Origin of the sequence: Nocardia sp. NPDC023852 (genome assembly GCF_040639505.1) — a bacterium.
In the GTDB taxonomy this organism is placed as follows: domain Bacteria; phylum Actinomycetota; class Actinomycetes; order Mycobacteriales; family Mycobacteriaceae; genus Nocardia.
Map to the genome: position 1 here is coordinate 340082 of NZ_JBFAAB010000003.1, position 16106 is coordinate 356187.

12 protein-coding genes are annotated in these 16106 nt (G+C 67.2%); 10 read left to right on the forward strand and 2 right to left on the reverse strand.

The window, feature by feature from the left end; genetic code table 11:
* Positions 1 to 106 precede the first annotated feature (106 nt).
* A complete protein-coding gene (locus AB0H00_RS09170) occupies positions 107 to 2170 on the reverse strand; it encodes an AMP-binding protein (protein ID WP_357263252.1) in 2064 nt (687 codons plus the stop codon).
* 321 nt (positions 2171 to 2491) lie between these two features.
* On the opposite strand from AB0H00_RS09170, the gene AB0H00_RS09175 reads away from it, so the two are divergent.
* The 6 genes from AB0H00_RS09175 to AB0H00_RS09200 all read left to right on the forward strand — a co-directional run bounded on the left by AB0H00_RS09175 (position 2492) and on the right by AB0H00_RS09200 (position 10345).
* A complete protein-coding gene (locus AB0H00_RS09175) occupies positions 2492 to 6232 on the forward strand; it encodes an ATP-binding protein (protein ID WP_357263255.1) in 3741 nt (1246 codons plus the stop codon).
* Positions 6229 to 6642: a roadblock/LC7 domain-containing protein gene (locus tag AB0H00_RS09180; RefSeq protein WP_327112333.1), complete on the forward strand. Its 414-nt coding sequence runs from the start codon at positions 6229 to 6231 to the stop codon at positions 6640 to 6642. The genes AB0H00_RS09175 and AB0H00_RS09180 overlap by 4 nt, the downstream gene beginning before the upstream one ends.
* 7 nt (positions 6643 to 6649) lie before the next feature.
* Complete coding sequence (locus AB0H00_RS09185) at positions 6650 to 7024, forward strand: DUF742 domain-containing protein (RefSeq protein ID WP_327112335.1); 375 nt, start codon at positions 6650 to 6652, stop codon at positions 7022 to 7024.
* A complete protein-coding gene (locus AB0H00_RS09190) occupies positions 7005 to 7607 on the forward strand; it encodes an ATP/GTP-binding protein (protein ID WP_327112337.1) in 603 nt (200 codons plus the stop codon). Before AB0H00_RS09185 ends, AB0H00_RS09190 begins: the two co-directional genes overlap by 20 nt.
* A gap of 51 nt (positions 7608 to 7658) precedes the next feature.
* A complete protein-coding gene (locus AB0H00_RS09195) occupies positions 7659 to 9290 on the forward strand; it encodes a carboxyl transferase domain-containing protein (protein WP_357263260.1) in 1632 nt (543 codons plus the stop codon).
* Positions 9291 to 9487: 197 nt separating this feature from the next.
* Positions 9488 to 10345, forward strand: coding sequence for an aldo/keto reductase (locus AB0H00_RS09200; protein ID WP_357263263.1), 858 nt, complete (start codon positions 9488 to 9490; stop codon positions 10343 to 10345).
* Between the two features lie 25 nt (positions 10346 to 10370).
* Here the strand turns inward: AB0H00_RS09200 and AB0H00_RS09205 are convergent, their stop codons facing one another.
* Positions 10371 to 11474 (reverse strand): NAD(P)-binding domain-containing protein, encoded by a 1104-nt coding sequence (locus tag AB0H00_RS09205; RefSeq protein ID WP_357263266.1) that lies wholly within the window; start codon positions 11472 to 11474, stop codon positions 10371 to 10373.
* A gap of 90 nt (positions 11475 to 11564) precedes the next feature.
* Here AB0H00_RS09205 and AB0H00_RS09210 point away from each other — a divergent pair, with 90 nt between their 5' ends.
* Genes AB0H00_RS09210 through AB0H00_RS09225 form a run of 4 tightly spaced genes read left to right on the forward strand, consistent with a single transcriptional unit; the run spans position 11565 to position 16048 of the window.
* The gene (locus AB0H00_RS09210; RefSeq protein WP_357263269.1) at positions 11565 to 12293 is read left to right on the forward strand and encodes an enoyl-CoA hydratase; all 729 of its coding nucleotides are present in this window, start codon (positions 11565 to 11567) and stop codon (positions 12291 to 12293) included.
* Complete coding sequence (locus AB0H00_RS09215) at positions 12293 to 13435, forward strand: MBL fold metallo-hydrolase (RefSeq protein WP_357263487.1); 1143 nt, start codon at positions 12293 to 12295, stop codon at positions 13433 to 13435. The genes AB0H00_RS09210 and AB0H00_RS09215 overlap by 1 nt, the downstream gene beginning before the upstream one ends.
* A 40-nt stretch (positions 13436 to 13475) precedes the next feature.
* The gene (locus AB0H00_RS09220) at positions 13476 to 13691 is read left to right on the forward strand and encodes an antitoxin (RefSeq protein WP_327112347.1); all 216 of its coding nucleotides are present in this window, start codon (positions 13476 to 13478) and stop codon (positions 13689 to 13691) included.
* A gap of 47 nt (positions 13692 to 13738) precedes the next feature.
* Positions 13739 to 16048 (forward strand): ATP-dependent DNA ligase, encoded by a 2310-nt coding sequence (locus AB0H00_RS09225; protein ID WP_357263273.1) that lies wholly within the window; start codon positions 13739 to 13741, stop codon positions 16046 to 16048.
* The last annotated feature ends 58 nt before the right edge of the window (positions 16049 to 16106 follow it).

A 16106-nucleotide genomic window follows, 5' to 3' on the forward strand; every position in this document is an offset into this window, starting at 1 on the left:
GTGCCTCCAGATCATCGGGGGTTCTGTCTCGAGGCTATTACGGGCAGCTGGCGCGCGGGTGAACGCTCTCTGAGGAAACTCTGAGAAGCGTTGCCGGAGCGCGACTTCAGGACCGCGCGACCGAGTTCACGTCGGGCGCCACCACATCGTCGGGATTCTCGATGGTGTCCGGCACCGGCTCCTCCTGCATCGGCCGTGCCGCGCGGATCTGCTCCGCCAGCGACACCAGCGCCGCGGGATCGTCGATCGTGGATGGCACCTCGAACGTCTCGCCGGAGATGATCTGCCGGATGGTCTTGCGTAAAATCTTGCCTGATCTGGTCTTGGGCAGCGCGGTCACGACGACCGCGTCGTGCAGGGTGGCGATCGCGCCGATCTGGTCGCGTACCCGCTGGATCAGTTCGTCGCGCAGCTGTGCAGGATCGATCTCGACGCCGGACTTCAGCACCACGTAGGCCAGGGGGCGGTGGCCCTTGAGTTCGTCGGGCAGACCGATCACGGCGCATTCGGCGACTGCGTCGTGACCGGCGATCGCGGCCTCGATGCTGCCCGCCGAGAGCCGGTGCCCGGCCATGTTGATGACGTCGTCGCTGCGGCCGAGGACGAAGAGGTAGCCGTCCTCATCGAAATAGCCGGAGTCGCCGGTGAGGTAATGACCGGGGTAGGCGGAGAGGTAGGACCGTTCGTAGCGGGCGTCGTCGTGCCAGAGTCCGGTGAGGGTGCCGGGCGGCAGCGGCAGTCCGATGACGATATTGCCCTCGGTGTTCGGAGCCACCGCATTGCCGGATGAATCGAGCACACGTAGTCGATAGCCGGGCACCGGCACCGACGCCGACCCCGCCTTGATCGGGAGCTGCTGTAGGCCGCGCGGGTTCGCGCAGATCGGCCAACCGGTCTCGGTCTGCCACCAGTGGTCGACCACGGGGCAGTCGGAGCGGCCCGCGAGCAGGATCTCGTCGGCCCAGGCATAGGTGGCCGGGTCCAGCCGTTCGCCTGCGCAGAACAGCGCGCGCAGCGAGGACAGGTCGTACTCGCGCGCCAGCTCGGCGCCGGGATCGGCCTTGCGGATCGCGCGTAGCGCGGTCGGCGCCGTGAACAGCACGTCGACCTTGTGCTCGGCGATCACCCGCCAGTAGGCCCCCGCATCGGGGGTGCCGATCGGCTTTCCTTCGTATAGCAGCGTGGTTGCGCCGACCAGCAGCGGCGCGTAGACGATGTAGGAGTGGCCGACCACCCAGCCGACATCGGATGCCGCCCACATCACCTGACCCGCGTCGACGTCGTAGATGTTGCGCATGGACCAGGCGAGGGCGACCGCGTGCCCGCCGTTGTCCCTGACCACGCCCTTGGGTTTCCCGGTCGTGCCGGAGGTGTAGAGGATGTACAGCGGATCGGTCGCGGCGACCGAGACCGGATCGGCGAGTGGCGCATCGCGGACAGCGTCGTCCCAATCGAGCCATCGCGCCGCGACGGTCTGGGTGGAGCTCGGTAGGAACCCGGTGGCGGGCTGCGGCGGAGGGAAGGGGATGGTCTGGAACTGTGGCCGCTGTTTGACGATCACCGTGCGCGGCGCGGTGGTCTCGGCAAGATCCAAAGCCTGTAATACGATCGGCGGGTATTCGATCTTCTTGCCCGGCTCGAGGCCGCCCGACGCTGTGACGATCAACACAGGTTCGGCGTCATCGATACGTGCCGCCAGCTCCGGCGCGGCGAAGCCGCCGAACACCACCGAGTGCACCGCGCCGATCCGTGCACAAGCCAGCATCGCGACGACCGCCTCGGGGATCATCGGTAGGTAGATCACCACACGATCGCCCGCCGAGACGCCGAGCCCGGCCATCGCTCCCGCGAACCTGGACACCTGCTCGAGCAGCTCGGCATAGGTGATAACGACTCTGGTGTCGGTCATAGCGGAGTCGTATATCAAAGCGGGCTGATGCGCGCGGCTTCTGTCCTCGGGGGTGCCTCCGTACACATGCCGGTCGAGCGCGTTGAAGGAGGTGTTGAGGCGAGCGTCGGGGAACCACCTGGCTGCCGGACGAGCGTTGGTGTCGACGATCTGCGTCGGCGGCACGTCCCAATCGATCGCCGCGGCCGCAGCGGCCCAGAACTCAGCGGGATCGACCAAGCTGGTCTGGTAGGCCGGTCGGTACTCGTGCCGCACGTTCAACCCCGTGACTCCCTAGCCTCGCCTCGATGCCCGCCTCGATAGATCCGGTTGATTGTGGCAGACTTCACGCGACGCCCGGTTGGGTGCCGCGACCTTAGGTTTTGCCTGGAACTGGCAGGTCAATGATCGCAACATCACGCCAAGTCGCCCAAGAAGTTATTGATCCGTTAGAATCTGATGTCACTTATTTTGGGCCGTCGTAGACGCAATTTCTCGGCCAGCCGCAGCTCTCGGCCAGCTCCACCTGTCGAGCCAAGCACGCGATTGTGGAGGTTCGGTTGATGGTGCGTGGTAGAGGCCAGTTTGGAAAGTGAGTGGGAGATGCGTGACGCCGCTAGGTCCGGCAATAAGCGCTGGGCGCTCGGCAACTGGGACCTGCGCTGGAAGGTAACAGCGGTCCTCGCTGTTCCACTCGCGGTCGCGGTCGGGCTCGGCGTGTCCAGAATTTCGGCTCAGTTCGCGGAGTCGAACCGGCTCGCCGACATCGCTGAGAGCGTCGCCGCCATCCCGGCGGTCACCGCGCTCAGCGCGCAGACCGCGACCACTGCGAGCTCCCAGATGGTCTCGCTGGGCAACCAATCCATAGCTACTGATCAGAACCTGGCGGATCTGGACAAGGCGATCGCCAACGCCGAGAACGCGATCAGCCGGCTCGACAGCGTGCCCGGCGCACGCGCGGCCATCGACAGCATGCTCACTCAGGCCAAGGGCGTCCGTGCCCAGGGTAAATTGCCTATCACCGGTCCGCCTTCGGACTCTGTCGCGCTGATGGATCGCGTCGTCAACGACAGCGTGCGCACCGTCGAGGCCACGGTCAGCCAAGTCAGCGACACCGCCGTGGACGCGGCCAAACTGCGGCTGGTCGACTCGCTCAACACCCGTGCCACCCTGGTCAGCGAAGTCGCGGCCTTCTCCGAGGTGCTGCGCAATCAGCAGTCCGGCGTGCAGAGCTTCCTGGTCGCGTCCAACACCGAGCGCGCACTGCTCAACGTGCTCGCGCACCGCTTCTCCGACGGCGACACCTCGATCGCCGATCTGCGTGCCGGCATCGACACCAGGATCGCGCTGCTGACCAGCCCGCAGGCTCAGGCGGGCCAGCTCCCGGTCGGTGACCTGAAGAAGTCGCTCCAGGACAGTCTCGCGGTTTACGAGCACGTCGTCGGCAAGGCGACCAAGGACATCGATTCCGCGATGAACGAGCTGGTGTCCACAGCCCAGGGCGGCGCGTGGACCTACACCGCGGTCGTGATCGTGACCATCCTTGCCGCGCTCCTGCTCGCGGTCTTCGTCGCCCGCTCGATGATCGTCCCGCTGCACCGGCTGCGTCTCGCCGCGCTGCGCGTGGCCGAGAGCGACTTGCCGCAGGAGGTCGCCGAGCTGCGCAACGGTGCCTCGCCGGAGGAGGTTCCGCTGGAGCCGATGCCGGTGCGCAGCACCGAGGAGATCGGTCAGCTGGCCCGCGCTGTCGACGACATCCATGGTCAGGCGCTGCGGCTGGCGAGCGATCAGGCGAAGATGCGTTCGCAGGTCAATGACATGTTCGAGACCTTGGCTCGGCGGTCGAAGTCGCTCGTCGACCACCAGCTCACCCTCATCGAGGCAATGGAGTACGACGAGAAGGACCCGCGCCTGCTGGAGAACTTGTTCCGGCTGGACCATCTCGCTGCGCGTATGCGTCGAAACGGCGACAACCTGCTCATTCTCGCGGGTACCAGGCAACGCCGCGCGAAGTCGGCTCCGGTCGAGATCGGCGACGTGCTGCGTGCCGCGATCTCCGAGGTCGAGGACTACGAGCGCGTGAAACTCGGCGCGACGCCGCGCGGTTCGCTGAAAGAGCCGTCCGCCTCCGACCTCGCGCATCTCTTTGCTGAGCTGCTGGACAACGCGCTGCGGGCGTCGCCGCCGGAGACCGACGTCAAGTTCACCTTCGCGCAGGCGCATGACCAAGGGTTGCTCATCGAGGTCGCCGACCGCGGTATCGGTATGCCGCCCGCGGAGATGGCCGACATCAACCGGCGGCTCGAGCAGACCGCGGAGCCGGGCCCCGACACCGCCCGCCATATGGGTCTTTTCGTCGTCGGCAGGCTCGCCGAGCGGCATGGCCTCTCGGTGCGGCTGCGGCCCACCTTCGATACCGCCCGCGATCCCGGCGTGACCGTCACCGTGCATGTGCCGATCGGTCTGATCGTCGCGGAGAAGCCGATCGCGGGGCAGCCCGTCGCCCCGCAACCCGCACCGCAGCTCTCCGCGCCGCAGCGGCCGTCGGCGCAGTCGTCCATGCAGACGCGGGCGATCACGCGCACCCCGGGGGGCAATGTCATGGTCACAGTCGATCCCCGGGTGAGCGGGCCGATTCCGGCAGCCAACCCCGCGCCCAGCGCACCATCCAGCGGGCCGATCCCGTCAGGCCCCGGCGGTCTGCCGCGCCGTCAGCCGGGTTCGTCGATGTCGTCCGGTTCACATTCGGACGCTCAACAGTCGGGTGCGTCGTTGCGTCCCGCGCCGGGAACGCCCGGCCAGAATTCGAGCATGCCGCAGCGCGGCAAGCTGGCCGCGGCCAACCTGCCCAAACGCAACCTCGGACCGGGCGGTCCGCCGCCGCGCAGGCCGGATGGTCCGTCCGAGCCGACTGGCACTGGACTGCCGCCGCGCCAGCCGAATTCGGGCGAACTACCGCTGCGTCACCCTGGCATCAACGGTGTACCGCAGCCCAGCACCGGCCTCCCACAGCGCCAGCCGAGCGCGAACGGCCTACCGCAGCGTGAGTCTGCGTCTGGTTTGCCGCAGCGTGAGTCTGCGTCTGGTTTGCCGCAGCGTGAGTCCGCGTCGGGTGGTTTGCCGCAGCGTGAGTCTGCGTCTGGTTTGCCGCAGCGTGAGTCCGCGTCTGGTTTGCCGCAGCGTGAGTCCGCGTCCGGTTTGCCGCAGCGTGAGTCCGCGTCCGGTTTGCCGCAGCGCGACGCAACCGCAAACGGTCTACCGCAACGTGCTTCCGCTCCCACCGGATTGCCGCAGCGCGACCCGAGTTCGGGTGCGCTGCCGGCCGTGAACGGTTTGCCTCAGCGGGATCCGGCCGTGAACGGTTTGCCTCAGCGGGATCCGGCCGTGAACGGTTTGCCTCAGCGGGATCCGGCCGTGAACGGTTTGCCTCAGCGGGATCCGCCGGCGGACGGTCTGCACCGCCGGGAGCCGAGTTCGGGTGCGCTGCCGGCTGTGAACGGTCTACCCCAGCGGGATTCCGCCTCCAACGGTTTGCCTCAGCGAGATCCGGCCGCGAGCGGTTTGCCTCAGCGGGATCCGGCCGTGAACGGTTTGCCTCAGCGGGATCCGGCCGTGAACGGTTTGCCTCAGCGGGATCCGGCCGCAAACGGTCTGCACCGCCGCGAGTCGGGCAGCGATGGTCTGCCGCAGCGTGATTCGGGCATCGGTGGTCTGCCGCAGCGTTCGTCCACAGCGGCGAGCCTGCCGCAACGCAATGCCGGTCCGACCGGCCTGCCGCAGCGGCAGCCGGGCGCCCAGGTGCCGCGGCGCGAGCCCGTGCCGCCGGGAGTCGGTCTGCCGCAACGGGATCGCAGCACCGAGCCCGCAGCGAGTGCCAGTAGTGAGCAGCCCGCCGTCTCGCAGGCGCGCGATCCTGGCAAGCACAGCTACCGGTCCAACCCGGCGAAGACAGCCTCTTTCTTCCAGACGAGGCTGCAACCCGCGCCCGAGTCGGGGCCGTCGATGGGTACGCCGATCTTCGCTGAGATGATGTCGGCATGGCTTTCGGATCCCAACAGCGACCGGTCCCAGATGGCCGAGTCGTTCGACTCCCCGGGTGACGAAGGCTGGCAGGCGGCTCGTCGGGCGAGCGAGGCGCAGTCCGAAACGAAAACGGCGGCCGGGTTGCCGCAACGCAATCCGGGCGGAAGGCTTGTCCCGGGCGCCGTAAGTGGTGCGGTGGACCGGGCGCCGCATCGCGATCCAGAAACAATCAGGTCCAGCTTGAGTCGTCACCAGCAGGGCGTCCGGGATGGCCGCGCAATGAGAGCAATGAACCTAACCGGAGATAAAGGAGACCGATGAACCCCGATCTAGGTGGTACGAATCGTCAGCTGGATTGGCTGGTTTCGAACTTTGCCAACGAGGTTCCTGGCGTAGCCCATGCTGTCCTGGTCTCGGCTGACGGCCTACTCATGGCCGCGAGCGCCCAGCTGCCCGTCGATCGTGCCGAGCAGCTCTCGGCCGTGACGGCGGGCCTGGCCAGTCTGTCAGTGGGCGTCTCGAATCTGTTCGAGGGCGGAACCGTGCTGCAGTCCGTCGTCGAGATGGAGCACGGCTACTTGCTACTCATGGCAGTTGGCGATGGCTCCTATCTCGCGGTGCTGACGAACACGTCCTGTGACATCGGTCAGGTCGGCTACGAGATGGCTCTGTTGGTCGAACGTGTGGGGCAGTCGGTTCAGGCCACACCACGCGTCACGATGGGTTCCTGATGGTGGGATGGACATAGAAGATCACCGCATGAGGAGCGTCGAGCCGAGCCTCGTACGGCCATACTCGCTGACCGCAGGCCGCACCAGGCCCGCGGTCGAGTTGGCGTTGGAGGCCCTTGTCGCATCGCATCCGGTCGCCCTGGAGCGGCAGTTCGAACTGAGCAACATCGAGACGTCAATCGTGGAGTTGTGCAGAGAATCGCCGTCCGTTGCCGAGGTAGCAGCCAGACTGGGTATCCCCATCGGGGTAGCCCGCGTACTCGTGGCCGACCTGATCGAGGCCGGGCACGTGCGCGTTTCGGCAACTTTGAAAGACGATTCCAGCGACGATGAACGTCGCGAGCTGATCGAAAGGGTTCTCAGTGGACTCCGGCGTATTTAATTCGACGGCGCAGGTCGACACCCGTACCAGCAAGCCGACCTCGGCGAAGATCGTGGTCGCGGGTGGCTTCGGTGTCGGCAAGACCACGTTGGTCGGTGCTGTCTCGGAGATCGTTCCGCTGCGCACCGAGGCATTGGTGACCAATGCCAGCGCCGGTATCGACAACCTGACCGGCATTCCGATGAAGTCGACCACCACGGTGGCGATGGACTTCGGCCGCATCAGTCTCGCCGACGATCTGGTGTTGTACCTCTTCGGTACGCCGGGCCAGTACCGCTTCTGGTTCATGTGGGATGACCTGATCCGCGGCGCCATCGGCGCCGTGGTGCTGGTAGACACTCGCAGGCTGGAGGACAGCTTCGCGGCGGTCGACTACTTCGAAGCGCGCGGCTTACCCTTCCTGGTGGCGCTCAACGAATTCGACGACGCACCGCGGTACCCGATCGAGGACATTCGGCAGGCACTGGCCGTGCCCGCCGATGTGCCGATTCTCTCCATCGATGCTCGGCGTCGCGAGCCCGCCAAGCATGCGCTGGTTACACTCACCGAGTACGCGCTGCGCAAGGTGATGCAGGGCTACTGAGTGTTCGCGCGGCACCCTGGCGCATCGGATTCTGCCGGATAGGCTCGGCCGATGCGTATTTCGGCGCGGGAGCTGCTCGAGCAACTGCTCGACACGGAATCGTTCGTCAGTTGGGACCGGCCGCCGGTGACGGTGGCTGCGACTCCGCGGTATCGCGATGCGCTGCGGAATGCGGCGGTAGCGGCGGGCACCGATGAGTCGGTACTCACCGGCGAAGGGCTGCTGCGTGGTCGCCGTGTGGCCGTGATTGCCTGCGAGTTCGAGTTCTTGGCGGGTTCGATCGGGGTTGCCGCGGCGGAGCGGATCGTCGCTGCGGTGGAGCGTGCCACCGAACTCGGCGTGCCCCTGGTCGCCTCGCCGACCTCGGGCGGCACCCGGATGCAGGAGGGCACCGTCGCCTTCGTGCAGATGGTGAAGATCGCGGGTGCGGTCGCGGCACACAAGTCCGCCGGGTATCCGTATCTGGTTTACTTGCGCAACCCGACTATGGGTGGTGTCTTCGCCTCGTGGGGTTCGCTGGGGCACATCACCTTTGCCCAACCGGGCGCCCTCATCGGGTTTCTCGGTCCCCGGGTCTATCAAACCCTCTACGGCAGACCCTTTCCGGAAGATGTTCAGACCGCGGAGAACCTCTACCGCCGCGGCGTTATCGATGGCGTCCTCCCGATCTCGGTGTTCCGCCGCATAGCCCATCGCGCTCTGAGCGTGTTCAGCGGCGTCGAGCCACCGGATTCCGCTGCTGCTCGACCTGACACGACACATGATCGCGGCCCGCTCGCATCGGAGTCTCGACAAGAATCGGCACGCGACGCCGCGCTACAGTTGTCCGACGCGGCGAAGCGACCAGACCGCGATTCGAAAAAGGTTGTGCCGGAGCGAAATCCTTGTGGCGACGGGCCCGAGGACGGTTCGGCGTGGCGGTCGGTCCTGATCTCGCGCCGCCCGGAACGTCCAGGCATCCGTGACCTTTTGCGTCATGTGACGCAACGTGTTCCGCTCAGCGGCACCGGGCAAGGCGAGTCGGATCGCACGGTTGCGCACGCGCTCGGGCGATTTCGGGGTCAGCCGTGCGTGGTGTTCGGCCACGATCGACGTGGCCAGGAGGGCGAGAACACCATGGGGCCGGCGGCGTTACGCGAGGCGCGGCGCAGCATGGCGCTTGCCCGGGAGCTGCGGCTGCCCTTGGTGCTGGTCATCGACACGGTGGGCGCGGCACTGTCGAAGGAGGCCGAGGAGCGTGGCCTCGCACCCGAAATCGCACGCTGTATCGCGGACCTGGTGGCCTTGGACACACCGACTATCTCGGTACTGCTCGGCCAGGGCACCGGCGGTGGCGCGCTGGCCCTGCTGCCCGCGGACCGGGTGCTGGCCGCCACGCATGGGTGGCTCGCTCCGCTGCCGCCGGAGGGCGCCAGCGCCATCGTGTACCGCGATACCGGCCACGCGGCGGAGCTCGCTACGGCCCAACGGATCAGTGCCGCCGATCTGCTCGCCGACGGTGTGGTCGACCGAATCGTGCCCGAGTATCCGGATGCCGCCGACGAGCCCGTGGACTTCGCGCGCCGGATGGTGGCCGCGGTCGCAGGCGAACTCGCCGGCCTGCGTGCCCGATCCGAAACGGAGTTGCTTGCCGCGCGGAGGGCGCGCTACCGCAGGCTGGGCCTGCCCGGCGTGGCGGACTGACCGACGGTGTTCGTTCTGCAGCGCCCGCGGCGCCGCGAACGTGCTCGTAAGGGGCTGGAGTGCGATGATCAGGGCGTCTTGGACGCGAGTCGGCCCGGAACGTACTCATAAGAACGTCGGGTGCATCCAGCAAACTGTAAGCCAACACGCCCGAGGCCGTGATTGACGGTTCGCCGCCGCACTTCTACCGTCGAAATGTGACCTTCAAAAGCGAGACCAGCGCCGTTCCCTCGATCGTGCTGAGCGACGGGAACGTGATCCCGCAGCTCGGCTTCGGCGTATTCCAGGTGCCTGCCGAGGGGGTCTTCCCGGCTGTCACCGCCGCGCTCGAGGCGGGCTACCGCAGCATCGACACCGCCGCGATCTACGGGAACGAAGAGGGCACCGGCCGTGCGATCCGCGAGTTCGGCGTACCGCGTGACGAGGTCTACGTCACGACCAAGCTGTGGAACTCGGAGCAGGGCTACGACTCCACGCTGCGCGCCTGCGACGCGAGCCTCGACCGGCTCGGCCTGGACTACCTCGACCTCTACCTCATCCACTGGCCGGTAGCCGCCGCCGGCCGGTTCGTCGACACTTTCCGCGCCTTTCAGGCGCTGAAGTCGCAGGGGCGGGTCAAGTCGATCGGCGTGTCGAACTTCACGGTCGCGAACCTGCAGCGGGTGATCGGCGAGACCGGCGAGATCCCTGCGGTGAACCAGATCGAGCTGCACCCCCGGTTGGCCCAGCGTGAGTTGCGGGAGTTCCACGCGGCGAACGCGATCGCCACCGAGGCGTGGAGCCCGCTCGGCCAAGGCACCTTGCTCGATGACAGCACCATCGTCTCCGTTGCCGCCGCGGTCGATCGCACCCCGGCTCAGGTGATCATCCGCTGGCACCTGCAGCTGGGCAACATCGTCATCCCGAAGTCGGTCACGCCTTCGCGGATCGCGGAGAACTTCGACGTGTTCGGCTTCGAACTCGCCCCGGAGCAGATGGACGCGATCAAGTCGCTGGACAGCGGCGAACGGATCGGTCCGGACCCGGACACCTTCACGATGGGTTTGTCGGACTGACCCAGCCGGTCGCCGGTCTGGCCGGTCAGCGCAGCCCCAGGTGGTCGGCAAGTTCGATCGCCGCCGCGTGCCCCGCGCGATTGGCGCCGATGGTGCTCGCCGACGGCCCGTAACCGATCAGATGGATCCGAGGATCGGCGGCTACTTGTGTGGCCAGCCGGCCGGACATGGTGATCCCGCCGCCGTGCCCGCGCAGCCGCAGCGGCGCCAGATGATCGAGTGCGCTGCGGAATCCAGTGGCCCAGAGGATCACGTCCGCCCGCTGGAAGGTGCCGTCGGCCCAGCGCACCCCGCCGGGCTCGATGCGCTCGAACATCGGCAGCCGCGTAAGGGCGCCCCGCATCCGCGCTGCCCGCAACCGCTCGTCGAGGCGCAGACCGGTCACCGAAACCACCGAGCCGGGCGGCAGCCCGTGCCGCACCCGGTCCTCGACCATCGCCACGGCGGCACGTCCGACTTCCTCGGTGAACGCGCTATCGCGGAAGTGTGGTGGTGTCCTCGTCACCCATGTGGTCGTGGTGACCTGGGAGATCTCGTCGAGCAGTTGCACCGCCGAGATACCGCCGCCAACCACGACGACGTGTTTGCCCGCGAACTCCTCGGCGGTGCGGTAGCCGCGGGTGTGTAGCTGGTGGCCGGCGAAGGTCTCCGCGCCGGGATAGCGCGGGACGAACGGATGCTCCCAGGTGCCGGTGCAGTTGATCAGGCCGCGCACCCGGATGGTGCCCGCCGCGTCGGTTTCCGCGTTGAGCAGCGGACCGCGCTGGGCCGGGCTACCGTCCTCGGTGCGATCGCAGACCACCGTGACCGACACCTGCCGGTGTACCCGCAGGTCGAACCGCTCCTCGTACAGCTCGTAGTAGTGCGGAACCGCGGTCGCGGCGGGGGCGGTGTCCGAACCAGGCGGCAATGTTTCCGCGAACGACATGCCTGGCAAGTCGTGCACCTTGTTGACCGTGTTCAGGGTCAGCGAGGGCCAGCGGAACTGCCAGGCGCCGCCGGGGCCTGGTGCATGGTCCACGATCCGAAATTCCCGTTCGGGACGCAGCCCGAGACGCTGGAGGTGGTAACCGGCCGACAGCCCCGCCTGACCAGCGCCGATCACCAGGATGTCGAAGTCTGTCGGCACAGCCGGTGATCGTATCGCCCAGCACGGAATGGGCGGTCGGCTGTGGCAGAGTGAAGAGAATCAGAAGGACCGTTCAGTTGGGGAGGTCGCATGCTCGGCGTCAGCCGCGATGGTGACGTGGTCACCATCGAACTTCAACGGGAGGAGCGTCGTAACGCGCTCGACAGTGAGCTCGTCACGCTGCTGCGCGAAGCCGTCCTTGCCGCCGTCGCCGATCAGGCGCGGGTCATCGTGGTGACCGGGCGAGGCCCGATCTTCAGCGCGGGCGCCGATCTGTCCGGCGTGCGCTCCGACGAATTCCTCTCCGGCTTGCAGGAGATGCTGCACACGATCGAATCGGCGCCGATCCCGGTTATTTCGGCGATCAACGGCGGCGCGTTCGGTGCGGGTGTCCAGTTGGCGCTGGCCTCGGATCTGCGGGTGCTCGCGCCCGATGCCTATATAGCGATCCCGGCCGCGAAGTTGGGCATCACGGTGGACCGCTGGACTATGCGCAGGCTGGTCTCGCTGATCGGTGGTGGTCCGGCCAGGACCGTCTTGCTCGGCGCGGAACCGGTGTCGGCCGCCGACGCCTACGCCTTCGGGTTCGCCAACCGTATCGGCACCCTCGCCGAGGCGCAGGTCTGGGCGAAGGAGATCGCCGAGCTCGCGCCGCTGTCGCTGCGTCACATGAAACTGGTGCTCAACGACGACGGCACCCGCGATCCGGAGAACGCGCAGCAGCGCGCGGCGCTGGAGGCGGCGTGGACGAGCGAGGACGCCAGGGAGGGACGCTTGGCCCGACAAGAAAAGCGTGCGGCGAAGTTTGTGGGGCGATGATGAACCCTCGACGTATCGCCGGTGCGGCCGCGGGTGCGCTCGGCATCAGCTGGGTGGTGCGGGCGGTGTGGGGCATCCCCTCTGCGATGGGCGCTTCGATCTCGGCGATCCAGCCGTACGCGGCGGGTGCGACGAGCTACCGCGACCGCCAGTTCCACAACACCGAGCCCAGCAGCCAGCTTGCCGCGGGTTCGGCTCCCTCCCTGCTGGTCTCAGCCCTGACCAAGCGCAACGTGGGCAGGCCGCCAGGGCCGATCCCATTGCAGACCCCGAAGGCGCCACCCGAGGCGGCCGACCTCGCTGTCACCTGGTACGGCCACGCCACCACGCTGATCGAAGTCGACGGCTATCGGATTCTCACCGATCCCGTATGGAGCGAACGGGTTTCTCCGTCGGCCATGGTAGGACCTGCGCGGATGCACCCTGTGCCGCAGCCGCTGTCCGAACTGCCCGCGGTGGATGCGGTGATCATCTCGCACGATCACTACGACCACCTGGACAAGGAGACCGTCCGGGAACTGGTGCTACGCCAGAGCGCGCCGTTCCTCGTCCCGATCGGTATCGGCGCGCACCTGCGGCACTGGGGTGTCCCAGAAGATCGGATCGTGGAATTGGATTGGGGAGGTTCTCTATCGCTCTCCGCGCTGGGGCGTGGCAGAGACGGTGCCGATCTGGTGCTGACCTGTACCGAGGCACGGCACTTCTCGGGCCGCGGCCTGATCCGCAACACCACGTTGTGGGCGTCGTGGTCGATCGTCGGATCGACGCGACGGGCCTACTTCGGCGGTGACACCGGATACACCAAGGCTTTTGCCGAGGCCGGCGCGGCGCTCGGTCCGTTCGATCTGACGCTGCTGCCGATCGGCGCATACGACGAGCGTTGGCCGGATGTGCACATGAACCCGGAGGAGGCGGTCCGGGCGCACGCCGATCTGTGTGCCGGCGATCCCGGGCGCGGCCTGCTCGTGCCCATCCACTGGGCGACATTCAACCTCGCCTTCCACGGGTGGTCCGAGCCGGTGCGGCGGATGGTGGCGGCCGCTCGAGCCGGAGGCACCACCGTCGCCGTGCCGATGCCGGGGCAGCGTGTGGATCCGCAGGGTGTCTCCCCAGGGGATTCCTGGTGGGAGAATGTTGGATGAATTACTCGGGATAGTTGGCGACAGGAAGGGAATGACGGCGATGAGTTTCGCGGACACTCTGAAGGGCCTGGTCGGCAAGGGAAAGGAAGCTGCGGCCAAGAACGCCGACAAGATCAACGACGCGGTCGACAAGGCCGGTGACTTCATCGACCAGAAGACGCACGGCAAGTACTCGGACAAGATCGAGAAGGGCAAAGAGGCCGCCAAGAAGGTGGTCCCGCCCGACCAGTCCGGCCAGCAGGGGCCGCAGGCCTGAGGTCGTGGCGGGGGCCGAATGTCGGTCTCCGCCTCTACACTGCGGATATGGTTTCCCGCCGGAATTTCGGTGGTGTCGAGGTTGAGCTGAGCAACCTCGACAAGGTGCTGTATCCGGCAACCGGCACCACCAAAGGCGAAGTCATCGCCTACTATTCGGCGATCGCGCCCGCCATGCTCCCGCATATCGCGGGGCGTCCGGTTACCAGGAAGCGCTGGCCTAACGGAGTCGACGAGGCCTCCTTCTTCGAGAAGAATCTCGCGGCGCATGCGCCATCCTGGCTCGAGCGACACACGATGCGGCATTCCGGACGCACGGTCGTCTACCCGGTGATCGATTCCGAGGCCGGGCTGGCCTGGCTCGGCCAGCAGGCGTCGCTGGAAGTCCATGTGCCGCAATGGCGGTTCGACGGCGACCGGATGGGTTCGGCGACCAGGCTGGTGTTCGATCTGGACCCGGGCCAGGGGACCGGGCTCGCCGAATGCGCCAGGGTAGCGCTGGCGGTACGCGACATGGTCGAGGGGATCGGCTTGCGCACGTACCCGGTCACCAGTGGCAGCAAAGGAATTCACCTCTACGTGCCGCTGGATCGGGAGCTGAGCCCTGGCGGCGCCTCCACGGTGGCCAAGCAGGTGGCCACGAATCTAGAGAAGCTGCACCCGGATCTTGTCACCGCGACGATGGCGAAGTCGGCGCGCGGCGGGAAGATCTTCTTGGACTGGAGCCAGAACAATCCAGCCAAGACCACTATCGCGCCCTACTCGCTGCGCGGGCGCCCGGAGCCCACTGTCGCGGCACCGCGCACCTGGAAGGAGATCGAGAACCGAAAGCGGTTGCGGCACTTGTCATTCGATGAAGTCCTCGCTCGGTATCGGTCGGATGGTGATCTGCTGGCCGAGCTCGACCCGCCGCTGGGCTCGGCCTCGGCGGAATCGGGCGCGGACGCGCTGGCGAAGTACCGGTCGATGCGTGACCCGGCGCGCACCCCCGAGCCGATTCCCGCCGAGGGGCCCGAGTCGGCAGAGAACAACCGGTACGTCGTGCAAGAGCATCATGCGCGGCGGCTGCATTGGGACGTGCGGCTGGAGCGTGACGGGGTGCTGGTCTCCTGGGCGGTACCGAAAGGCCCGCCGACCTCCTCGCGCCAGAACCGGCTCGCCGTGCACACCGAGGATCATCCGCTGGAATATCTGGATTTCCACGGCGCCATCCCGAAAGGGGAGTACGGCGGGGGCGAGATGACGATCTGGGATTCCGGCACCTATGACACCGAGAAGTGGCGCGACGACGAGGTGATCGTCCAGTTCCATGGCAGACGGCTCAATGGGCGGTACGCGCTGATCCAGACCAACGGCAACCAGTGGCTGATGCACCTCATGCGAGAGCAGAACGGTGCGGGGCCGGACGACGCGGAGCACGGTTCAGAAACCGAGGCGTCTGCCGGTCGAATTATCCGCCCGTCGAGCGGGGCGTCGCCGTTCCCGCGCGGTCTCGCGCCGATGCTGGCCACCCCCGGCGACGTCGCCGACCTCGACGCCGACGAATGGTGTTTCGAGACCAAGTGGGACGGGTTCCGGCTGATCGCCGAGATCGACTCCGGCGCCGTCACTTTGCGCAGCCGGGCCGGGAACGTGGTAACCGATCGCTACCCGGGGATGCGGAAGCTTGCGCGGGAACTGGCTGGGCACAGCGTGGTCTTGGATGGCGAGGCAGTGGTATTCGACGATCACGGCGTCGCCACCCTCGGGCTGTTGCAGGCCGACGCGGCGCGGGCCGTGTTCGTCGCCTTCGACGTCCTGTATCTGGACGGCACCTCCCTTGTTCGGAAACGGTATTCGGACCGCCGCCGGGTATTGGAGGCGCTGGCGGCGAATGCCCCGTCGCTGCTGGTGCCGCCGCGGCTGGACGGTTCGGGCGCGGACGCGGTGCACTACAGCCAGGAACACGGGCTGGAGGGCGTGGTCGCGAAACGCAAGGACTCGGTGTATATGCCGGGCAAGCGCGGGCATTCGTGGGTGAAGCTGCGCAACTGGCGCACCCAGGGTGTGCTGATCGGTGGCTGGCGGCGCAGTGTGGCCAGGAACTTCAAGTCGCTGCTTGTCGGAATTCCACACGAGGGGCGGCTGTACTACGTCGGGCGGGTCGGCACCGGGTTCACCGAGCCGGAGATGCGGGATCTGGCCCGACGGCTGAGCAAGCTGGAGCGCAAGACCTGCCCGTTCGACAACGATCTCACCGCGGAGGAGCGTAAGGAGGCGGTGTGGGTGACGCCGAAGCTCGGCGGCGCGGTGCGGTTCATGAACTGGACCGAGACAGGTCGGCTGTGGCATCCGGCGTGGCTGGACGGCGCGAACTGAGCGCTGTCACGCCGCGTCGCAGTGCCCGCCCGAAGCGATTCGGCCGTGCCGACATGTC